We start from the raw sequence: 19685 nt of genomic DNA, 5'->3' as shown, positions 1-19685 counted from the left end.
TCATCCTGAGGTGCCCTGCAAGGCCGGGCCTCGAAGGATGCTGAAGCAGCACGACACCCCTCACTCCATCACGTTCTGGATCGCTCGCGCGATGGCGAAGGCGCGCTGCTCGAGGATCACCGGGCTCTCGCACACCGCGGAGACCGCCTGCGAGCGCGAATCATAGATCCGGGTGTCCCACAGCAATTGCTGCTCAAGCTCCCCCGCCTTGGCCTTCTCGTCGTCGCTGGCGGCGGCCTTCTTGGCCTGCGCCACCTTCAGGCTCTCATCCTTGATGCGCTTGGAGAGGTCGATCTGGTGCTGCGAATAGCGCTCGATGCCGGTGAGGATGCGCGAGCGCAGGCCGTTGATCTCCTCGAACACCCCTGCGAACAGCAATGTCAGCCGCGCCTTCTTGTCGGCGCCGGCGTCCTTGGCGAACTGCTCGATTTTCGTGGTGGCGTCCTCGATCGAGGTGCGCCGCGCCGCGATCACCGGCACCAGCTCGGCGACATCCTGGTCGTCGCGCCATTTGGCGTCGGTGAGCGGCGGGCCGGCCCACATCTGCCCGGCGGCGAGTTCGGCCACCTTGGGCTGGATGCAGGGCCATAGCGTGTCCGGTGACGCGGCCGACGCCGGGCCGGCAAGCGCCAGCAGGAGCAGGGGGGCCAGAACGCGATTCGACGAATACATGAGGCGACTCCCGGAAATTCTTGTCATTTGGCCGCATCCGGCCCGCCGCGGCGGGCCATGATGCCGGCAGATGGATCATAAGCGAGGATGGAGGCGGCGAGGAACACCAATGAACAGCCGGCCACCACCAACGCCGAGAACGGCTCGAACTGGCCGTAGAGCGCGAAGCGGATCAGCTCCACCGCATAGGAGAACGGATTGAACATGCAGATATAATACAGCACCAGGCTGCTCTCCTGCACCCGCCACAGCGGGTAGAGCGCCGATGAGGCGAAGAACATCGGGAAGATCACGAAGTTCATCACGCTGGCGAAATTCTCCATCTGCTTGAACACCGAGCTCATCAGGAGCCCCATGGCGCCGAGCATGAAGCCGGCGAGCACGAGCGCCGGCAGCACGGTGAGGAAGCCGAGCGGCGGCAGGTCGACGCCCCACAGCCAGGCGACGAGCAGGAACGCATAGACCTGCAGGATGGAGACGCAGATGCCGGCGGTGAGCTTCGACACCAAAAGGAACCAGCGCGGATAGGGGCTCACCAGCAGGATGCGCATGGCGCCGACCTCGCGGTCATAGACCATGGACAGCGAGGATTGCAGGCCGTTGAACAGCTGGATCATCGCGATCAGCCCCGGCGTCACATAGACCTCGTAGAGCACATAGGTCTCGTAGGGCGGGATGATCGAGACGCCGAGCACCGAGCGGAAGCCGGCGGCGAAGATGAACAGCCACACCAGCGGGCGCACCAGGGCCGAGAGGAATCGGCCGCGCTGGTTGAGGAAGCGCAGCGCCTCGCGCCAGCAGATGCCGGCCATGCAGATCGCATAGCCCGACAGCGGCAGCCGGAAGGCGGGCTTTTCCGGGACGAAGCTCATGGGCGTGTCGCTCCCGGGGTGGGGAAGGCGGCGTGCGTGCGGGTATCCTTCGAGGCTCGCTGCGCTCGCACCTCAGGATGACGTTCATCTACAGGAACCACGTCATCCTGAGGTGCCGCGAAGCGGCCTCGAAGGATGCTGAAGCCGAGCGTCCCCTCACCCCAACCCTCTCCCCCGCGGGGGGAGGGTGCAAAAGCGCGTCCGCGCGGGTGGATGATCATCCCTCGCCCCCCGTCACAGCCTCATTGCCGACGATCTTCAGGAACGCCCCGGACAGGTCCGTGGTGCCCGCCTGCGCCACCACGCTCTCATAGGTGCCCTCGGCGCGGACCCGGCCCTTGTGCAGCACCACGACGCGGTCGCCGGGGTGGATCTCCTCGATGATGTGGGTCGCCCACAGCACGCCGATGCCCTCGATGGCGACCAGCCGCCGCACCTCGGCGAGCAGCGCGGCGCGCGAGCCGATGTCGAGGCCGACGGTGGGCTCGTCCAGCAGCAGCAGGTCCGGCCGGTGCATCAGCGCGCGGGCGATCTCGACGCGGCGCATCTGGCCGCCGGAGAGGTTGCGCACCTTGTCCCTGGCGCGGTCGATGAGCCCGACCTGCTCCAGCACCTCGCGCGCCCGCTTGCGCCCGGCAGCAAAGCCGACGCCGTGCAGGGCGGCATGGTAGACGAGGTTCTGGGTGACGCTGAGCTCGAGATCGAGCGTGCGGGCCTGGAATACCACGCCGAGCCGGGTCAGCGCCGCCGCCGGCTGGCGCCTGACATCGAAGCCGAGCACGCGGATCGAGCCGGTGCGGTTGTCGTAAAGCCGCGTTACCAGCGAGAACAGCGTGGTCTTGCCGGCGCCGTTTGGGCCGAGCAAGGCGGTGAAGCTGCCGCGCGGCACGGTGAGCGAGACATCGTCCAGCGCCTTGCGCGCGCCGAAAGCGTGGGTCACGCCCTCGACGCCAAGCGCGGGAATCTCCTCACTCACCTCGACGCCTTTCACCAGATCAAGCTGCATCGGCCTCTTCCGCAGCGGAAATCACGTTTCCTGAAATGATAACCCCGGCGAAAGCCGAGACTGGCCTTGGCCGGGGACGACGTTTGATTGTTGCCGAATGTTCCCGTTCAAACCTATAGCGACGTCATCCTGAGGTGCGAGCGAATGCGAGCCTCGAAGGATGCTGCAGCAGGGCAACGGTCATCGGGGGCGGGCATCCTTCGAGGCTCGCTGTGCTCGCACCTCAGGATGACGTGCTGTCATTGGCACCCTCACGGCACGATCACCACGCCCCAGGGCGAGCGTCCGACGGCGACCGACTTGGTAACCTTCTCCGCCGCGACATCGATGATGGAGATGTCGTTCGAGTTGCCGTTGGTGGTGACCAGCAGCTTCTCGTCCGGGGTGAAGGCGAGCTGCCAGACGCGCTGGCCGACCAAGAGATACTTCTCCACCTCCAGCGTCTTGGTGTTCACCACCGCGACGCGGTTGGCCGGGCCGAGCGCGACGAAGGCCTTGGAGCCGTCCTTGGTGATGCGGATGCCTACCGGCTGGATCGCGTCCTGGTTCACGCCGGGAATGGCGAAGCTGATCTTCTTGATGATCTTCCACGTCTTGGGGTCGATCACCGCGACCGTGCCGCCGACCTCGGAGGACACCCAGAGCGAGGACGCGTCGTGGTTGAAGGTGGCATAGCGCGGGCGCGAATCCACCAGCACGTTCTCGATCACCTGCTTGGTGGTGGTGTCGATGATGTGCGCCATGTTGGTGGTCTCGGAGGTGTTGACCAGGATCTTGCCGTCCGGGCTCACCGCCATGCCTTCCGGCTCGACGCCGACTTCGATCTCCGCCACCAGCTCGTTATTATCGACATTCACCGCCGTGACCATGTTGTCGTCTTCATTGGCGATGTAGAGCGGGTTGCCGGAGGGGGCGAGCACGAACAGCTCCGGGTCGGGACCCGAGCGCAGTGTCTTCACCAGCTTGAAGGTCTTGGAATCATAGACCTCGACGCGGTTGTCGTCGGAGGCGCAGAGATAGATCAGCTTGCCGTCCGGGCTCGCGGTGATGCCGCGCGGGCGGCGCCCGGTCTTCACCGTTTCCAGCACCTTCAGGCTGTCCATGTCGACCACGCTCATGGTGTGGTCGCGCTCATTGGAGACGAAGGCGCGCACCTGTGCGCTGGCCGGCAGGGCATCCGCCGCGATGAGTGCACCGACAAGCGCGGCAAGGCTGGCGGCGGACGTGAAGCGGCTGGTCATCTTTTCCTCCTCGGCAAGTCTTTGATTCTGATTGAATTTGCCGGCTGGTTGAGCGAACTGGCGAGTTGAATTTGCCAGCTAGTTGAACGTGCACTTCGTCTCGGGCTTGTCGAAGCCCAGCGTGTCGAGCGGCGTGCGCTGGTGCAGGAAGCCGGATTGCGGCGACAGCGTCACGGTGTTGGTGGAGTGGGTGAGCAGGATCGGCTGGCGCAGCTGGTGGTCCCAGTCGCGGAAGCTCGCTGCCACGCCCTTGAACACCGGCAAATCGTACTCCGGCGTCAGGAGCTCGGCGCGCACCTTGGCGGTGTCGCTGTTCCTGGTCTTCATGCCGGCGGAGCCGATGGCGAACACGCCCTCCCACATCTGGAAGTCCAGCGGCTGCATCATCCGCTTGGTCTGCTTGAAGAAGCGGCTCTGCAATTGCGCCGCGCCCCAATTCTCCATGGTCGGGTGCCAGGAGAGCGGCATCAGCCCCTGGGTTCCGGCGGTGGGGCGGGGCAGCCAGGTGTTGTACGACACCAGCTCGCCGAACTCGCCCTGCTCGTCGGCGGTGATGAGGATGTCGTACTCGCCGACCTGCGTCGCCCGCGGCACTTCGGACTGCGCGGTGGCGCGGGCGTCCGGCCCGTAATCCCAGATCTTCTCGGCGATGATCTTGGCGCCGAACTTCTTGGCCGAGCGCTTCACCGCCTCGGCATAGAGCTTGTCGCCGTCGGTGCGCCCGGTCATGAGGAACCAGTTCATCCAGCGCTTGGTGACGAGGAACTGGGCGAGCGCATCGGTGAGCTGCGAGCGGCTCGGCGCGATGTGGAACACATTGGCGCGGCAATCCTGCTGGCGCAGCCGGTCATCCTGCGCGCCGACATTCATCAGGATAACGTCCTTGCCCTTCAGCGCGTCGGCGATCTTCAGCAACTGATCGCCCGGCACGTCGAGCAGGATGAAATTGTTGCCGGCGTCGACCAGCTTTTGCGCCGCGGGCAGCGGGTCGCCGTCGGTCGGCACGATCTCAGTCTGCAGCTTGTAGTCAAGCTTGAGGAAGCGCCCGCTGGTCAGGCTGTCGCGAATGCCGAGCTCGGCGCCGGCAATGCCGAGATCATCCGGCGGCGCTGAGAGCGGGGCGACCCATGGCGGCTGCTCCGGGATCTGCCGCACCACGCCGATGCGGAAAGTCTGCTCCGGTGGGATCACGGCCGCCGGCTTCGCGGCAGGGGGGCTGGCGGCGGGCGCCGCGGGGGCAGGCGATTCGCTCTGCGCCTGCCCGGTGGCAGGTGCGAATGCGGCGGCAAGCGCCAGCACGCCAAAGGCGGCGTGGATCATCCTTCTCATCGGCCTTCCATCCCCGCGGTTTCGCTCTGTTCTGAATTGACGTTCCGTCACCGCAGGACAAAGCCTAGCAAACATGCCCAAGTATTCAACTGAATAGAGAGTATAAGAAATTAATAAGGCATCAGAATTTCTTTATCTATACAGCGACTTGTTGTGCGGCCCTGACGGAAAATTGAGAAACGCCGGTTGCGGTGGGTCAGCCCGCTACTATGATCATGGCAAGGCGCAGGGAGGCGCTTCGGATGACCGACCTGTCGAGACGTGTGGGTGTGTTCGGCTTCAGCATCCTTCGAGGCTCGCTATGCGAGCACCTCAGGATGACGTCGCGTGAAAAAGAACCACGTCATCTTGAGGTGCCCGGCAACGCCGGGCCTCGAAGGATGCTGAAGCCGATGACCGCCGCCTTCGCCTTCCTCCTGCTCACCTCCGCCGCCCATGCCGCCACCAAGGTCGCGGTATTCGATTTCGAGCTGCTCGACACCAGCACCGAGGCCGACATTCGCGGGCCGAAGCCGGACGAGGTGCGCCGGCTGGCCCTCATCACCGAGGATGTGCGCAAGCGGCTGCGTGAAGCCGGCTATGAGCTGGTCGACCTCGCCCCGCAAAAGGCCAAGATCGACGACGCGTCGCCGTTCCGCAATTGCAACAGCTGCGAACTGCCCATCGCCCGCGCGGCGGGCGCCGATATCGAGGTGATCGGGCTGGTGCAGAAGGTCTCCAACCTGATCCTCAACATCAATTTCCAGCTGCGCGACGTCGCGACCGGCGCCGTGCTACGCGCCGGCAGCGCCGATATCCGCAACAACACCGATGAATCCTGGACGCGCGGCATATCTTATCTGGTACGCAACCGGCTGCTCGATCCGCCCCTGACCGGCAAAGCCGCTGCAAAGGCCGCTCCATGATGCTCTCCCGCCGCACCCTCCTCGCTGGCGCCGTCGCACTCGCTGCATTCCCGGCCCATGCCGCTGGCGAGCCGCCCAAGCTGCGCATCGGCACGCTGAAGTTCGGCACGCTGAACTGGCTCCTGGAGACCATGCGCGGCGAGGGGCTGGTTGCCCGCGAGGGGCTCAATATCGAGAGCGTCGACTTCGCCTCCGGCCAGGCCACCACGGTGGGGCTGCAGGCCGGCGATATCGACCTCATCGTCTCCGACTGGCTGTGGGCGATGCGCCGGCGCAGCGATGGCGAGATGCTGCGCTTCGCGCCGTTCTCCAATGCGCTCGGTGCGCTGATGGTGGCGGCGAACTCACCGGTGCGCGCGCTTTCCGATCTCAAGGGCCGCAAGATCGGCGTTGCCGGCGGCGCGCTCGACAAGAGCTGGCTGCTGCTGCGCGCCTATGCGAGCGAGCGCGCCGGCATCGACCTCGCCGCGGTGGCCGAGCCGGTCTATGGCGCGGCGCCGCTGGTGAGCGAGCAGCTTGCGCTCGGCCGCATCGACGCCGTCCTCACCTTCTGGCCCTATGCGGCGCGGCTCGACGCCAAGGGTTTCACCCGGCTTATGGACATGAAGGACGTGATCGGCGGGCTCGGCATCTCGCCGTCGCCCCCGCTGGTCGGTTTCGTGTGGAACGAGCGCATCATGAAGGAGAAGGGCGAGGCGCTCGCCGGCTTCTTCCGCGCCGCCGCCGCGGCGAACCGCGTGCTCGCCACCTCGGACGCGGCGTGGGAGCGCATCCGCCCGCTGATGCAGGCGGCCGACGACGCCGAGTTCGTGAAGCTGCGCGACTATTTCCGCGCCGGCATCCCCGGCACCTTCGACGCCGGCGCGCTCGGTGCCTGCGAGCGGCTTTATGCGCTGCTCGCCCGCACCGGCGGCGAGGAACTGGTGGGGCCGAAGCCGGGCTTCGATCCGGCGCTGTTCGGCCCGGTCAAGGGATGAACATGGCCGCCGGCGATCTCGCCCCCGAGCCCACCGCTGCCGTCTCCGGCTGGCGGCGCGCCGGCACGCGGCTCGGCTGGACCGTGCTGTCGCTGGCGCTGCTGGTGGCGTTCTGGCAGGTGGTCGCGATGATCCTGGCCTCGCGGCTGCTGCCCGGCCCGGCCGAGGTGGCGGCGGCGCTGTCGCGTGCGGCGGCCGATGGCGCGCTGTTCCGCAACATTGCGATCACGCTGGCGCGGGTGGCGGCGAGCTTCTTCATCGCCATGGTGCTGGGCTCGGCGATCGGCATCGCGCTCGGCCGCTCGCCGCGGCTCGATGCGGTGTTCGGGCCGTGGGTGATCGTGCTGTTGAACCTGCCGGCGCTGGTGGTGATCATCCTCTGCTATGTCTGGTTCGGCCTCACCGAGGTCGCCGCCATCACCGCGGTCGCGGTCAACAAGATCCCCAACGTCGCGGTGACGATGCGCGAGGGCGCCGCCGCGCTGTCCCGCGATCTCGACGAGATGGCGCGGGTGTTCCGCTTCGGCCGTGCCCGCACCCTCAGCCATGTGGTGCTGCCGCAGCTGGCGCCGTTCTTTGCGGCGAGCGCCCGCACCGGCCTCGCGCTCACCTGGAAGATCGTGCTGGTGGTGGAACTGCTCGGCCGTTCCAACGGCGTCGGCTTCGAATTGCAGACCGCGTTCCAACTGTTCGATGTCGCCACCGTACTGGCCTATGCGCTGGCCTTCACGCTGGTGGTGCAGATCATCGAGGTCGGGCTGATCCAGCCCTGGGAGCGCCACGCCAACCGGTGGCGGCGTTGACCGCGATCTCGCTCGACATCGCGCTGAAGCGCTATCCGGCGGTGGCCGGCACTGCGGAGCGCACGATCTTCCGCGACTTCGCGCTGGAGGTGGCTTCGCACGCCTTCCTGGTGCTGCTGGGGGCATCCGGCCTCGGCAAGACCACGCTGCTCAACATCGTCGCCGGGCTGGATGGCGACTACAGCGGCAGCGTGCGCTTCGCGCCTGCCGAGCCGCGTATCGCCTATGCCTTCCAGAACCCGCGGCTGCTGCCCTGGCGCACCGTCGAGGAGAACATCGCGCTGCCGCTCGCCGGCGAGAATGCGCGGGACGAGGCGCGTGCGATGCTCGCGGAGGTCGGCCTTGCCGAGGCGGCGGGCGCTTATCCGGAGCGGCTCTCGCTCGGCCAGCAGCGCCGCGTTGCGCTGGCCCGCGCCTTCGCGGTGCGCCCGGACGTGCTGCTGATGGACGAGCCCTTCGTCTCGCTCGACGAGACCAGCGCCGCGCGCTTACGCGAATTGCTGCGCCGGCTGTTGGAGCGGCGCCCGGCGACGGTGCTGTTCGTCACCCACGACAGCCGCGAGGCGGTGGAACTGGCGAGCCGCATCGTGATGCTGGACGGCGCCCCGGCGCGGATCGCGCGCGACGTGGCGGTGGGGCTGTCAGCCGGTGAGCGCGGGCAGGCGGGAGCGGTGGACGCCTTCCGCAAGGCGATGCTGGCGGGGGTGTGAAGGCGTTGTCCTGCTTGGGCATCCTTCGAGGCCGCCTGCGGCGGCACCTCAGGATGACGTGGTTTTTTCGCGCGACGTCATCATGAGGTGCGAGCGCAGCGAGCCTCGAAGGATATTCACCCCGAGCCCCCCTACGTCACCGCCGATACCTTCATCATCACCAGCCCGCCGACGATCAGCAGCGCCGCCACAATGCGCAGCGCGTTGACCGGCTCGCCGAGCACGGCGATGCCGATGAGGAAGGCGCCGATCGCGCCGATACCGGTCCACACCACATAGGCGGTACCGAGCGGCAGCGATTTCATCGACACCGCCAGCAACGCGAAGCTGGCGATCATCAGGGTGATGGTGACGAGGCTCGGCACCAGGCGGGTGAAGCCGTGGGATTGCTTCATGGCGAAGGCCCAGGCGACCTCAAGCAGGCCGGCTGCGGCCAACAGAATCCAGGCCATTTCGGCTCTCCTTTCAAAGAGCCGGGTCGTCCCGGATGGTGTGTGCCGTGAAGGCGAGGTCGTCCTCGTCGTCTCTATCTGGGACATCGGGGCGGGGGTTCAAGGGGTGACTTCCCTTCCTTCCCGCCCAGCATTCGTCATCCCGGACGGCCGCAGGCCGATCCGGGATCGCAAGAAGGTGTTGCGCGAGACGTCACGCGATCCCGGCTCTGCGCATCGCTTCGGCCGGGATGACGGCCTGGTGGGACAAAGAAAAAGCCCGGAGCTTGCGCCCCGGGCTGAATGAAGTCGGCGGTCATTAGACGGCCGCGGCCGCCTGAACTGTCGGACGAAGGGAGACGGGCGAACCGATCTCACTTGTCGAGGAAGATTGCCGCCAACCGCTGGAGCAGGCCCTTCGGCGGGGCCGTGGGCGGAGCTTTTGTCTGCCCAGGGTTGCTTCCGATCTAAGCAGCGAACGGATGCTTGGCGGTCGCGGCCTGCGAGATCACGTCACGTGCCTTGGGCCAGCCATCGACGGCGCGCTTCAGGGCTTCCTTGGTGGCCTCGTAGTTGAACTTCTGGATCTTGGCGTCGTCCGCCGCTTCCCAGTGGATGAACACGCCGACCGCGATGAACAGGTCGTCGGCTTCTTCCTCGGGGATGGTGCCGTCGGCGACGCTGTCGACGACCGCCTTGGCGACCGCATACTGCGCCGGCCCGAACATCTGCACCGCCTGGCGGGCGTCCTTGATCGTGACCTTGTTGAACAGGATGGTGTTCGGCTTGGCCTGCAGGTTCGGGGTCACCACGGCGAGCAGCGAGGTGAAGCCGTCCTTGTTGTTGGTCAGCGCGGTTACGAACGCGGTCTCGGCTGCGCTGCCGCGCGGTCCGATGATGAGATCGATGTGCGCGACTTCATTGCCGTCTCCGACCAGCGACTCGCCGATCAGAACCTTGTTGATCTTGGCCATCTAAATCCTCCCATGACGGGGTTGCTCAATCGAGAGACAGCGAACTGCCCCCCTCGATGTCCCGGCTATCTTTGTTGCAGCGTTTGATACACCAAACCGGTTGGCCCGATAGCTCGACCAGACACTTCACGGGCGAGAGACTAGAGCCGCTTCGCCTTTTACTGCAAGGGATTCTTCTGGATGAGCGGGACTTTCCGGGCACGTCGCCACGCCTGCCGGGGAAAAGGGGAGCTGACTAGATGTTGGTCAGTTCGTACCTCCGACGCCTAGTCCTTGATCGCCTGCACCTCCAGAGCCTGGCACCGTCCCATGACAGGACTGTGTGAGGGCAGGCCGTGGCGCATCGTGCGGCGTATCGACCTGCCGCATCCCACCGCGAAACCGCTTTTGCGGGCGACAGCTGCCCCTAGGGAGAGGCGCGCTTTGTTGCCGCACCGCAACATGTTGTGGATGGCGCGGGAGCGTGTTTGTATCTGGCATGCCACTTGCTGCAAGCGGTAGTGTCGAAGGAGGAAGCGTTCCAGGTCGTTGGTCCCACACTGAAGGATCGAGCCATGGAGCTTATCTTGTCTATCTGCCTGATCGCCTCGCCGGGTGTGTGCCGGGAAGAGGCGGTGTCCCTGAGCGTCGAGCAGGTGTCGCTGCCGACGCAATGCATGATGGGCGCGCAGCCCGTGATCGCCGAGTGGTCCGAGTCCCATCCCAAGTGGAAGGTGACCAAGTGGCGCTGCGGCCGTCCGATCGCGGGACGCGATATCTGAGCCGCAAATCACTTCCGAGGTAGTGGAACCTCATCCTGAGGTGCCCGTCGTGAGCCGGGCCTCGAAGGATGCTCGTCTCCGGGCGCCATCTGCTTGAGCATCCTTCGAGGCTCGCTTCGCTCGCACCTCAGGATGAGGTCGTTGAAAAAGATGCGCATTCCGTTGCGTCACACATCGGTCCATCCTGAGCGTCTCACAATAAAAAAATCATAAGAATCAATATTATAGACAGTCGATAGTGTCGGCATTACCGTCCCCACAAAACAAAATCGGTGGGGAGGAAGTCGTGCTGCGTGTCAGTCAAATACATTCCGTCGGTGCCGCCAGCTTTGTCGCCGGGCTGCTGATTCTCGGCAGCCCGATAATGATCCGCGGCGCGCGGGCCGGGGATGTCGACGCGCCGGCCACGCGCGCCGATGCCGACGATGATGACGAGGCCGGCGGCTATGAGATCGACAGCGAGAACATCTTCGGCTTCACCGACGGCAGCGACGTCAATGATCGCGGCGAGCAGGAGATCTCGCTCACGGCGGTCGGCGCCTTCGGCCGCAATCGCGAGGAACCGGGCTCCTCGCATTATTCCGCCTGGGAGGCCGAGCTCGAATATGAGTATGGCTTCACCCGCAACCTCACCCTCAGCGTCGGCGCCTCGCTCGGCTATCACGATATCGAGAATGTCGCCGAGCTTGAGGACATCAGCGGCGGCGGCTTCAACGGCCTCTCGGCCGAGCTGAAATACCGCTTCCTCAGCTGGGAGCACGCGCCGTTCGGGCTCGCGGTTTCGGTCGAGCCGGAATGGAGCCGTTACGAGGACGATTCCGGCGAGCGGGCCGACGGCTTCGAGCTTCCCTTCAAGCTGATGATCGACAAGGAGCTGGTCTCCGAAAAGCTGTTCGGCGCCATCAACATCCTCTACGCGCCGGAATGGACCGACGGCGAGGAGGGCACCGAGAAGGAATCGACGCTGGAAATCTCCGGCGCGCTCTCCTGGCAGGTGTCGACCGGCGTCTTCCTCGGCGGCGAGCTGCGCTATCTCGCCGGCTATGAGGGACTCGCCTTCGAGCATTTCGAGGGTGGTGCCTTCTATGTCGGCCCCAGCATCTACTGCCAGGTATCCAAATCGGCCTATCTCAAGGCCGCCTATTCCTATCAGGTCGCCGGCTCCTCGCCGGAAAGCGACGGCAATCTCGACCTGATCAGCCACGAACGCCAGCAGCTCAAGCTCAATCTGGGCATCGAATTCTGATGCCCGGCACCGATCAGGAGGACCCCCGTATGAACAATCGCCAATTCAATCGCCGCCAATTGCTCGCGCTCGGTGCCGCCGGGGCTGCCGGCGCGCTGATCCTGCCGCGCGCCGCCCTCGCCATCGATCTTGCCAAGGGCCGGACCGACCTGCCGGAGATCGTGCTCGGCGATACCAACGGCAATGACTTCGCGGTGCCGGTGAAGGACATCACCATGGAGGGCGGCAAGTCCTACCGGCTGAACGTCACCTCCAATGGCGGCAAGGAATACAAGTTCATGGCGCCGGAATTCTTCCGCAATATCTGGATGAACCAGATCGTCATCAACCATCTGGAGATCCACCCCTACGGCGCGCCGCATCACATCGAGTTCGACGATGCCGGCACCATCTCGCTGGAGTTCGTGCCGATCCGCACCGGCACCTATCAGTGGTGGATCGACGGCCTGCAGGAAAAGGGCATGGCCGGCACTTTGACCGTGAAGTGAAGCTGAAGAAAAAACCGCACGACAATCGGAGGAATGCCCATGAAGAACCTTGCTTCCACCTTGCTGCTAGGCGCGGCGATGCTGGGCGCCGGCGCTACGCTCGCCTTCGCGGATGACGCCAAGGAGTGCACCGACGGCGTCGCCATGATCAAGGCGGAGATTGCCAAGAAGCCGGTCAAGGCGACGCTCGACAAGCTCAACAAGGCGCTCAAGGGCGCCGAGCGCGAGCTGGGCGAGAAGGAATATGACGAGTGCGTGGACTTCGTGAACGACGCGAAGAAGGCTGTGAAGGGGTGAGGCGGTTAAGGAGTGAGGCGAAGGGGTTGTCCTGCTTGAGGGTCCTGCGAGGCCGGGCTTTGCCGGGCACCTCAGGATGAGGTCGCTTTAAAAGGACAACCTCATCCTGAGGTGCGAGCGCCAGCGAGCCTCGAAGGATACTGAAACCGAGCGACTCTTCCCTCACAACATTCCCTAAATGTGTTGCGGCGCAGCGTGCAGAGCCGGCGCGGTCGTGAAATCATCCGCATCCGGCTTTTATTGAGCCGGATGAGGCGGAAAGCTCCCGGCATGGTGCGCGGTATCTTCTCATCCTTAAGAGCGCGCATGGCGCTGCTGCTGGCTGTCGCGGTGCTCATCACCGCGGCCTCCGTGGCGCTGCTTGTCGGCACGCTCGGCGCCGCCAACGACCAGGTGGAGCGCCTAGTCGGCGCGCAGAAGCGGCTCGAACTCTTGTCCGCCCTCTCCGGCCGCATCGGCGACTATGCGCTGGTCTCGCTGCAGGCCGCGCAGGAGGCAGCGCCCGACGGCACCATGCATGCCGGCCGGCTCAATGCTGCCGCTCGCGCCCGCGACGCCTTCCAGCGCTTCGAGGCGGTGCTGGGCGCCGATGTGGCGCGCATCAGCGACGAGGAGCAGGGCACGCTGATGGCGGCCCGCAGCCGCACGCTGGCGCGGCTGCGCGCGCAGTTCGAGGTGCTGGACCGCCAGGTCGCCACCGCCCTCGATGCGCCCGATCCGGGCAGCGCGGTGCGGGTGGCGCTCGATGTGTTCGCCGCCGGCTTCGGCGCCCCGCTCGGCCAGGCCATGGAGGAGGAGCGCACCGCCGGACAGGCGGCGCAGCAGGCGGTGCGCGAATTGCGTCGCCGCACCATCACCTGGGGCCTCACCGGCGCGCTGCTCGCCTTCGGGCTGGCAGTGCTGATCTATCAATTGCTTGGCCGCTCGCTGGTGCGCCGGGTGGCGGAAGTGGCGACCGGCGCCGCCGCCATCGCCAAGGGCCGCTCGGACGTGCGCCTCACCGTCACCGGCCATGATGAGCTCAGCCTCGCCATGGCCCGCTTCAACCGCATGGCGGCGCATCTGGCGCGGCGCGAGGCGCGCCTCGTGGCCGACCAGAAGCGGCTGCAGGAGATCGTCGACGCCCGCACCGCCGAGCTGCGCGCCGCCAATACGCGGCTGGAGAATGTCGACCTGGCGCGGCGCCGCTTCTTCACCGATGTCAGCCATGAGCTGCGCACCCCGCTCACCGTGATCCTCGGCGAGGCCGAGGTGACGCTGCGTGGCGGCACCCCGCCGGCCGAGGATCTGCGCGCCGCGCTGCTGGTGATCCAGGCCCGCGCCCGCCGCCTGCACCGGCGCGTCGAGGACCTGCTGCGCATCGCCCGTTCCGAGACCGGGCAGATCGAGCTGGAGCGCGCCCTGGTGCCGGTGTGCGACCTGCTCGACGAGATGAAGGAGGGCATGCTGCCGCTCGCCCGCGCCGCCGGCCTGACGCTGGAGACGAGTTGCGAGCGCCACGACCTCGGGGTGGATGCCGACCGCGAATGGCTGCGCCAGACCCTGGAGGGGCTGGTGGCCAATGCGGTGCGCCATTCGCCGCCGGGCGAATCCATACGTGTAAGCGCGCGCCAGCAGGGCCCGGAGGTAGTGCTGGAGGTGCGCGACCACGGCTCCGGCATTCCCCGCGACGAGCTGCCGCACGTCTTCGAGCGCTTCTGGCGCGGCACTGCGGGAGCGCGCGAGGGTACCGGTTTCGGCATCGGTCTCGCACTTGCGAAATGGATCGTGGACCGGCATGGCGGCACCATCGCCATCGAGAGCGCGACCGAAGACGGCCCGAGGCGGGGTACCTGCGTGACCATTCGACTTGCGGCACCGATGCCGGACATCACCCTGGAGGCGGCGCAATGACCATCCTGATCGTCGAGGACGACGTCGATATCGGCTCGCTGCTGCGGCGCGGCTTTGCCTCCGAGAGCTACCAGGTCGAGCTGGTGGGTGATGGCGACCAGGCGTTGCGCGCCGCCAATGGCAAGTCGCTGGAGGCGATCATCCTCGATGTGATGCTGCCCGGCCGCTCCGGCATCGAGGTGTGCAAGGCGCTGCGCGCCGCCGGCCAGACCGCGCCGATCATCATGCTGTCCGCCCGCTCCAGCGTGAACGAGCGCACCGAGGGGCTGCTGGCGGGCGCCGACGACTACATCGTGAAGCCGTTCGCCTTCGAGGAATTGCTGGCGCGGGTGAAGGTGCAGGCGCTGCGCCGCTCCAACAGCGAGGAGGAATCCCGCATCCTCACCGCCGGCCCGCTGAGCCTCGACCTCGACACGCGGCAGGCGCAGGTCGGCGAGACCCGGGTGCGCCTTACCGAGCGCGAGGTGGAATTGCTGGCGCTCTTGATGCGCCACGCCGGCGAGCCGCTGGCGCGCGCCGACATCTTCGCCGCGCTGTGGGCCGGCCATGGCGGCGCCTCGCTGAACGTGGTGGACGTCTATGTCGGCTATCTCCGGCACAAGCTGGCGGAAGCGCTGCCGGGCGGCGGGCACCTGATCGTTACGGTGCGCGGCCGCGGCTTCATGTTCGAGCCGGAGGCGGGGTAGCCGCTCGCCGTGAGCATCCTTCGAGGCCCGGCTGTGCCGGGCACCTCAGGATGAGGTTCATTTAAAGAGGGACCTCATCCTGAGGTGCCGGCCATGGGCCGGCCTCGAAGGATGCTCAAGCAGAGCGCCCTCCCACACCGCCCAGGGGTAACCGAATATTGCACCGCAACCATCCACAGCTGCCTCTGGCATATTGTCGACGCGCAAGGAGTTTAGAACATTTCCTTGACGCTTGGGCCGCGAATGACCAAGTTACTCTTGCGGTTTAGATCGCCGCGTTAGCAAAGCTGCTTCTTATAATCTTCTTATGAAGTTTATACTGAGCAACTACACTGGAGGAAGCAGAAATGGCCTGGAACACTCCGCGTATCGTCGAAGTCTGCGTCGGCATGGAAGTCAACGCCTATTTCCCGGCGGACTTCTGACACCCGTGAGGCGGGACAACGCTGATCCGGCATCGCGACTGAAGTGAACCATCGTGATGTCTGAGAGCGCGTCCCGCCTGCGTCTCGTGGTGCTCGGCTCGGCGGCCGGCGGGGGCTTCCCCCAATGGAACTGCCGATGTCCGGTGTGCACGCTCGCCTGGGAGGGTGATCCGCGCGTTCGCCGACGGACACAGACGTCCGTCGCGGTCAGTGCGGACGGCGAGCGCTGGGCACTGGTGAACTGCGCCCCCGAGATACTGTCGCAAATACAAGCCGTGCCGGCTTTGCATCCCAAGGGAGGCCGCCGGCACACACCGGTGGCCTCCGTGCTGCTGACAAATGCCGATATCGACCATGTCGCCGGGCTGCTGAGCCTGCGCGAGGCGCAGCCTTTTCGCCTGATGGCGACCCCCGCCATACAGGCGGTGCTGCGCGCCAACCCTGCCTTCGACGTGCTGGCCGAGGGCGTGGTGACGCGCGAAGCGGTGACGCTCGGCTCCTCGTTCGAACTGGTGGATGGCGTGAGCGCCGAGATCTTCCCCGTACCCGGCAAGATCGCGCTCTATCTTGAAAAAGGTGACGTCGAGACCAAGGTCGAGGGCGAGCAGACCATCGGCGTCGAATTGCGCGCGGGCGGTGCCCGCTTCGTGTTCGTGCCCGGCTGCGCCGCCATGACCGACGCGTTGCGCGATCGCCTGCACGGCGCCGACGCCGTGCTGTTCGACGGCACGGTGTGGCAGGACGACGAGATGATCACGTCCGGCGTCGGCACCAAGACCGGCGCCCGCATGGGTCACATGGCGATGTCGGGGGAGGGCGGCTCGATTGCTGCCTTTGACGGCATTGAAGTGGGCCGCAAGGTCTTTGTGCACATCAACAACACCAATCCGGTGCTCATCGAGGGCTCACCCGAGCGGATCGCCGCCGGGGCGGCCGGATGGGACATCGCCGAGGACGGGATGGAGATACGCCCATGACGCAGTTGCTGTCGCCCGAGGAGCTGGAGGCGCGGCTGCGCGATGTCGGCGCCCGGCGCTATCACAATCTCCACCCGTTCCATAGACTGCTGCACGGCGGCGAGCTCGACCTCGGCCAGGTGCAGGCGTGGGCGCTGAACCGCTATTACTACCAGGCGATGATCCCGGTGAAGGATTCCTCCGTGCTGGCCCGCATGGAGGAGGCGGAACTGCGGCGCATCTGGCGCCAGCGCATCATCGACCACGACGGCGACCATGAGGGCGAGGGCGGCATCGCCCGCTGGCTGGCGCTCACCGACGGGCTCGGCCTCGATCGCGATTATGTCACCTCGCTGCGCGGCCTGTTGCCGGCCACCCGTTTCGCGGTTGACGCCTATGTGCACTTCGTGCGCGACCGCTCGCTGCTCGAGGCGATTGCGTCGTCGCTCACGGAAATGTTCTCCCCCGGCATCATCGGCGAGCGTGTCGCCGGCATGCTGAAGAATTACGACTTCGTCTCGAAGGAGACGCTCGCCTATTTCGACAAGCGGCTGACGCAGGCTCCCCGCGACGCCGATTTCGCGCTCGAATACGTCAAGCAGCACGCCCGCACCCCGGAACAGCAGGAAGCGGTGATCCGCGCCCTGGAGTTCAAGTGCAACGTGCTGTGGGTGCAGCTCGACGCGCTCTATTTCGCCTATGTCGACCCGAAGATGCCCTATCCCGGCGCCTTCGTGGCGAAGTGACGACCTCATCCTGAGGTGCTCGCGCGAGCGAGCCTCGAAGGATGGTGAAGCAGATGGCGCTCGGAGGAGCATCCTTCGAGGCCCGGCTGCGCCGGGCACCTCAGGATGAGGTCGCTGGAGGAGTTGGAGACCCGCGTGACCGAAGCCTTCGCCGCCACCGCAATCCCCAGGCTCGCCCGCGGCGTGCGGCTGCGCCATGACGAGGCGCGCGGGCAATGGGTGCTGCTGGCGCCGGAGCGCGTGCTGCACCCCGACCCGGTGGCGGTGGAGATTCTCAAGCGGGTCGATGGCGAGCGTTCGATCGAGGCCATCGTCGACGACCTCATCACCACCTTTGCGGTGGAACGCGAGCGGGTCGATACCGATGTGCGCGACTTTCTCGGCGGGCTCGCCGAGAAGGGCATGGTGGAGGTGACGTCATGAACGTGATCACCAGCCTGGTTTCCGAGGCCAAGGCGCTGGTGCGCCCGCCGGTGCCGGCGCCCTATGGCATGCTGGCCGAGCTGACGCACCGCTGCCCGCTGCAATGCCCCTATTGCTCCAACCCGGTCGATCTCGACCGCCGCAATGCCGAGCTCGATCTGGAGACCTGGCTGCGGGTGTTCTCCGAGGCCGCCAAGCTCGGCGTGCTGCAGGTGCACCTGTCCGGCGGCGAGCCGACCGCGCGGCGCGATCTTGAGGACATGATCCGCCACTGCGTGAAGGTGGGCATCTACACCAACCTCATCACCGCCGGCGTCGGCGTCACCCCGGAGCGCCTGCAGGCGATCTCGGATGCCGGCATCGACCATGTGCAGCTCTCCTTCCAGGGCGCCGACAGCGCGGTGACCGAGAAGGTCTCGGGCATGAAGGGCGCGCACGAGAAGAAGCTCGCCTTCGCTGCCGAGGTGCGCAAGCTCGGCCTGCCGCTCACCATCAATTCCGTGGTGCACCGGGCGAACATCCACCAGATCCCGGACTTCATCGAACTGGCGCAGCGACTCGGCGCCAAGCGGGTCGAGATCGCCCATTCGCAATATTATGGCTGGGCGCTGCGCAACCGCGCCGCGCTGATGCCGACCCGCGACCAGGTGTTCTGGGCGCTCGACGTGGTGGAGAAGGCGCGCGAGCGGCTGAAGGGCGTGCTCACCATCGACGCCGTGGTGCCGGACTATTACGCGAAGTACCCCAAGCCCTGCATGAATGGCTGGGGCCGCCAGTCGCTTAACGTCACGCCCTCCGGCAAGGTGCTGCCCTGCCACGCCGCCGAGACCATTCCGAACCTCGATTTCTGGAATGTGCGCGAGCATTCGCTGAGCGAGATCTGGCAGGATTCGCCGGCCTTCAACGCCTTCCGCGGCACCGACTGGATGCCCCCGCTCTGCAAGAGCTGCGAGCGCAAGGAGATCGACTGGGGCGGCTGCCGCTGCCAGGCCATGGCGATCGCCGGCGATGCCGCCGAGACCGACCCGGCCTGCCACAAGTCGCCGCTCCACGGGCATCTGCTGGCGCTTGCGGAAGAGGATGCGGTGAAGGATGCCGACTATGTGTACCGGCGCTTCACGACGCCGGAAACGGCGCAATAGGGATCGGAGTCAGCGTTCAATGAAGCGTATCGCAATTGGCCTCGCGGCCCTCATGCTCGCCGGCACCGCCGCTTTGGCGGCGCCGAGCTCGACCGAGCTGTTCTTCGACAAGCCATATCTGTCGAGCGTCGCGCCCGGCTCGAAGATCATCTATGCCTACAAGCACGTCACTACCAAGCCCGAGCTTGGCGAGAGCTTCGACGAAAAGCTGGAGATGAGCGTCGACGCCGCGCCGGAGAATGCGGCGGGGCGCGTCGCCGATGTCGACATCTTGCGCGGCGACAAGCACTCCGAGGCCGGCCCGTTCCCCACCATGTCCGGCAATCCGATCGCGCTCGTGCTGCTGGAGCGCGACGTCAAGGAGATGGCGACGCTGTCCAAGGGTAGCCCCTTTTATATCCGCAACCGGGTGCGCGACGCGCTCGGCAATGGCGCGGTTGAGGAAGTGCGCTTCGACTATCAGGGCAAGACGGTCGACGGCTGGAAGATCACCCTGACGCCGTTCGCCAGCGATCCCAACAAGGACAAGCTCGCCGAACTCGTCGGCCGCCGCTACGTATTCATGTATTCCGACCAGGTCCCGGGCGGGCTTTACGAGGTCCGCGTGGTGACGCCGAAGCTGGACGGTTCCGCCAACATCATCGAGACCAGCCTGACCCTTTCCGGCGCCACCGTGCCGGCCGGGAAATAGGGAGCAACGCC

General features: G+C 66.1%; 23 protein-coding genes. 16 read left to right on the top strand and 7 right to left on the bottom strand.

The window, feature by feature from the left end:
- Positions 1-60: 60 nt before the first annotated feature.
- From G3545_RS09675 to G3545_RS09655, 5 genes are all read right to left on the bottom strand, one after another.
- Complete coding sequence (locus G3545_RS09675) at positions 61-672, bottom strand: hypothetical protein (protein ID WP_170012000.1); 612 nt, start codon at positions 670-672, stop codon at positions 61-63.
- A gap of 23 nt (positions 673-695) precedes the next feature.
- On the bottom strand, positions 696-1544 hold the full coding sequence (locus tag G3545_RS09670) for an ABC transporter permease (RefSeq protein ID WP_170011998.1): 849 nt from the start codon (positions 1542-1544) through the stop codon (positions 696-698).
- 217 nt (positions 1545-1761) lie between these two features.
- Positions 1762-2550, bottom strand: coding sequence for an ABC transporter ATP-binding protein (locus G3545_RS09665; protein WP_170011996.1), 789 nt, complete (start codon positions 2548-2550; stop codon positions 1762-1764).
- A 251-nt stretch (positions 2551-2801) separates the two neighbouring features.
- Positions 2802-3791, bottom strand: a complete 990-nt coding sequence (locus tag G3545_RS09660) for a PQQ-dependent catabolism-associated beta-propeller protein (RefSeq protein WP_170011994.1) — start codon at positions 3789-3791, stop codon at positions 2802-2804.
- 78 nt (positions 3792-3869) lie between these two features.
- Positions 3870-5120: an ABC transporter substrate-binding protein gene (locus G3545_RS09655; RefSeq protein WP_246702756.1), complete on the bottom strand. Its 1251-nt coding sequence runs from the start codon at positions 5118-5120 to the stop codon at positions 3870-3872.
- A 392-nt stretch (positions 5121-5512) separates the two neighbouring features.
- Between G3545_RS09655 and G3545_RS09650 the strand changes: the two genes are divergently transcribed.
- The 4 genes from G3545_RS09650 (at position 5513) to G3545_RS09635 (ending at position 8515) form a co-directional block, all read left to right on the top strand.
- On the top strand, positions 5513-6025 hold the full coding sequence (locus tag G3545_RS09650; RefSeq protein ID WP_170011992.1) for a DUF3280 domain-containing protein: 513 nt from the start codon (positions 5513-5515) through the stop codon (positions 6023-6025).
- Entirely contained in the window at positions 6022-7002 is a 981-nt protein-coding gene (locus tag G3545_RS09645) for an ABC transporter substrate-binding protein (protein WP_170011990.1), read from the top strand. Before G3545_RS09650 ends, G3545_RS09645 begins: the two co-directional genes overlap by 4 nt.
- 128 nt (positions 7003-7130) lie before the next feature.
- Complete coding sequence (locus tag G3545_RS09640) at positions 7131-7805, top strand: ABC transporter permease subunit (RefSeq protein WP_246702877.1); 675 nt, start codon at positions 7131-7133, stop codon at positions 7803-7805.
- Entirely contained in the window at positions 7793-8515 is a 723-nt protein-coding gene (locus G3545_RS09635; RefSeq protein ID WP_170011986.1) for an ATP-binding cassette domain-containing protein, read from the top strand. The genes G3545_RS09640 and G3545_RS09635 overlap by 13 nt, the downstream gene beginning before the upstream one ends.
- A 131-nt stretch (positions 8516-8646) precedes the next feature.
- On the opposite strand, the gene G3545_RS09630 is transcribed toward G3545_RS09635, so the two are convergent.
- Both G3545_RS09630 and fae read right to left on the bottom strand, forming a co-directional pair.
- Positions 8647-8967, bottom strand: a complete 321-nt coding sequence (locus tag G3545_RS09630) for an SMR family transporter (RefSeq protein WP_170011984.1) — start codon at positions 8965-8967, stop codon at positions 8647-8649.
- Between the two features lie 446 nt (positions 8968-9413).
- Positions 9414-9920, bottom strand: coding sequence for a formaldehyde-activating enzyme (gene fae, locus G3545_RS09625; protein ID WP_170011982.1), 507 nt, complete (start codon positions 9918-9920; stop codon positions 9414-9416).
- A gap of 554 nt (positions 9921-10474) precedes the next feature.
- Here fae and G3545_RS09620 point away from each other — a divergent pair.
- The 12 genes from G3545_RS09620 to G3545_RS09565 all read left to right on the top strand — a co-directional run bounded on the left by G3545_RS09620 (position 10475) and on the right by G3545_RS09565 (position 19674).
- Positions 10475-10681 (top strand): hypothetical protein, encoded by a 207-nt coding sequence (locus tag G3545_RS09620; RefSeq protein ID WP_170011980.1) that lies wholly within the window; start codon positions 10475-10477, stop codon positions 10679-10681.
- A gap of 286 nt (positions 10682-10967) precedes the next feature.
- Entirely contained in the window at positions 10968-11927 is a 960-nt protein-coding gene (locus G3545_RS09615; protein ID WP_170011978.1) for a hypothetical protein, read from the top strand.
- A gap of 29 nt (positions 11928-11956) precedes the next feature.
- Positions 11957-12415, top strand: coding sequence for a hypothetical protein (locus tag G3545_RS09610; protein WP_246702755.1), 459 nt, complete (start codon positions 11957-11959; stop codon positions 12413-12415).
- A 39-nt stretch (positions 12416-12454) separates the two neighbouring features.
- Positions 12455-12712, top strand: coding sequence for a hypothetical protein (locus tag G3545_RS09605; protein WP_170011976.1), 258 nt, complete (start codon positions 12455-12457; stop codon positions 12710-12712).
- 306 nt (positions 12713-13018) lie between these two features.
- A complete protein-coding gene (locus G3545_RS09600) occupies positions 13019-14605 on the top strand; it encodes an ATP-binding protein (protein WP_246702754.1) in 1587 nt (528 codons plus the stop codon).
- Positions 14602-15291: a response regulator transcription factor gene (locus tag G3545_RS09595; RefSeq protein ID WP_170011972.1), complete on the top strand. Its 690-nt coding sequence runs from the start codon at positions 14602-14604 to the stop codon at positions 15289-15291. Before G3545_RS09600 ends, G3545_RS09595 begins: the two co-directional genes overlap by 4 nt.
- 347 nt (positions 15292-15638) lie before the next feature.
- Positions 15639-15716 carry a pyrroloquinoline quinone precursor peptide PqqA gene (gene pqqA / locus G3545_RS29985; RefSeq protein ID WP_170017992.1) on the top strand — a complete coding sequence of 26 codons (78 nt, stop codon included), beginning with the start codon at positions 15639-15641 and terminating at the stop codon, positions 15714-15716.
- A gap of 77 nt (positions 15717-15793) precedes the next feature.
- Positions 15794-16693 (top strand): pyrroloquinoline quinone biosynthesis protein PqqB, encoded by a 900-nt coding sequence (gene pqqB, locus G3545_RS09585; protein WP_170017991.1) that lies wholly within the window; start codon positions 15794-15796, stop codon positions 16691-16693.
- Positions 16690-17418: a pyrroloquinoline-quinone synthase PqqC gene (gene pqqC, locus G3545_RS29675; RefSeq protein WP_170011970.1), complete on the top strand. Its 729-nt coding sequence runs from the start codon at positions 16690-16692 to the stop codon at positions 17416-17418. The genes pqqB and pqqC overlap by 4 nt, the downstream gene beginning before the upstream one ends.
- A gap of 135 nt (positions 17419-17553) precedes the next feature.
- Positions 17554-17841, top strand: coding sequence for a pyrroloquinoline quinone biosynthesis peptide chaperone PqqD (gene pqqD / locus G3545_RS29670; protein ID WP_170011968.1), 288 nt, complete (start codon positions 17554-17556; stop codon positions 17839-17841).
- Positions 17838-18983, top strand: a complete 1146-nt coding sequence (gene pqqE / locus G3545_RS09570) for a pyrroloquinoline quinone biosynthesis protein PqqE (RefSeq protein ID WP_170011966.1) — start codon at positions 17838-17840, stop codon at positions 18981-18983. Before pqqD ends, pqqE begins: the two co-directional genes overlap by 4 nt.
- Positions 18984-19002: 19 nt before the next feature.
- Complete coding sequence (locus G3545_RS09565; RefSeq protein WP_170011964.1) at positions 19003-19674, top strand: hypothetical protein; 672 nt, start codon at positions 19003-19005, stop codon at positions 19672-19674.
- Positions 19675-19685: the final 11 nt, after the last annotated feature.

It is taken from the genome of Starkeya sp. ORNL1, from assembly GCF_012971745.1.
Classification (GTDB): domain Bacteria; phylum Pseudomonadota; class Alphaproteobacteria; order Rhizobiales; family Xanthobacteraceae; genus Ancylobacter.
This window is presented reverse-complemented; position numbering and strand designations above follow the sequence as displayed.

Excerpts from the sequence above, each read along its gene's own strand:
- G3545_RS09620 (WP_170011980.1), top strand. The coding sequence starts at position 10,475 with ATGGAGCTTATCTTGTCTATCTGCCTGATCGCCTCGCCGGGTGTGTGC.
- G3545_RS09650 (WP_170011992.1), top strand. The coding sequence starts at position 5,513 with ATGACCGCCGCCTTCGCCTTCCTCCTGCTCACCTCCGCCGCCCATGCC.
- G3545_RS09670 (WP_170011998.1), bottom strand. The coding sequence starts at position 1,544 with ATGAGCTTCGTCCCGGAAAAGCCCGCCTTCCGGCTGCCGCTGTCGGGC.
- pqqE (WP_170011966.1), top strand. The coding sequence starts at position 17,838 with ATGAACGTGATCACCAGCCTGGTTTCCGAGGCCAAGGCGCTGGTGCGC.
- G3545_RS09565 (WP_170011964.1), top strand. The coding sequence starts at position 19,003 with ATGAAGCGTATCGCAATTGGCCTCGCGGCCCTCATGCTCGCCGGCACC.
- G3545_RS09660 (WP_170011994.1), bottom strand. The coding sequence starts at position 3,791 with ATGACCAGCCGCTTCACGTCCGCCGCCAGCCTTGCCGCGCTTGTCGGT.
- fae (WP_170011982.1), bottom strand. The coding sequence starts at position 9,920 with ATGGCCAAGATCAACAAGGTTCTGATCGGCGAGTCGCTGGTCGGAGAC.
- G3545_RS09600 (WP_246702754.1), top strand. The coding sequence starts at position 13,019 with ATGGCGCTGCTGCTGGCTGTCGCGGTGCTCATCACCGCGGCCTCCGTG.
- G3545_RS09640 (WP_246702877.1), top strand. The coding sequence starts at position 7,131 with ATGATCCTGGCCTCGCGGCTGCTGCCCGGCCCGGCCGAGGTGGCGGCG.
- G3545_RS09655 (WP_246702756.1), bottom strand. The coding sequence starts at position 5,120 with ATGAGAAGGATGATCCACGCCGCCTTTGGCGTGCTGGCGCTTGCCGCC.
- G3545_RS09630 (WP_170011984.1), bottom strand. The coding sequence starts at position 8,967 with ATGGCCTGGATTCTGTTGGCCGCAGCCGGCCTGCTTGAGGTCGCCTGG.
- G3545_RS09645 (WP_170011990.1), top strand. The coding sequence starts at position 6,022 with ATGATGCTCTCCCGCCGCACCCTCCTCGCTGGCGCCGTCGCACTCGCT.
- G3545_RS09605 (WP_170011976.1), top strand. The coding sequence starts at position 12,455 with ATGAAGAACCTTGCTTCCACCTTGCTGCTAGGCGCGGCGATGCTGGGC.
- G3545_RS09675 (WP_170012000.1), bottom strand. The coding sequence starts at position 672 with ATGTATTCGTCGAATCGCGTTCTGGCCCCCCTGCTCCTGCTGGCGCTT.
- G3545_RS09610 (WP_246702755.1), top strand. The coding sequence starts at position 11,957 with ATGAACAATCGCCAATTCAATCGCCGCCAATTGCTCGCGCTCGGTGCC.
- pqqC (WP_170011970.1), top strand. The coding sequence starts at position 16,690 with ATGACGCAGTTGCTGTCGCCCGAGGAGCTGGAGGCGCGGCTGCGCGAT.
- pqqA (WP_170017992.1), top strand. The coding sequence starts at position 15,639 with ATGGCCTGGAACACTCCGCGTATCGTCGAAGTCTGCGTCGGCATGGAA.
- G3545_RS09595 (WP_170011972.1), top strand. The coding sequence starts at position 14,602 with ATGACCATCCTGATCGTCGAGGACGACGTCGATATCGGCTCGCTGCTG.
- G3545_RS09665 (WP_170011996.1), bottom strand. The coding sequence starts at position 2,550 with ATGCAGCTTGATCTGGTGAAAGGCGTCGAGGTGAGTGAGGAGATTCCC.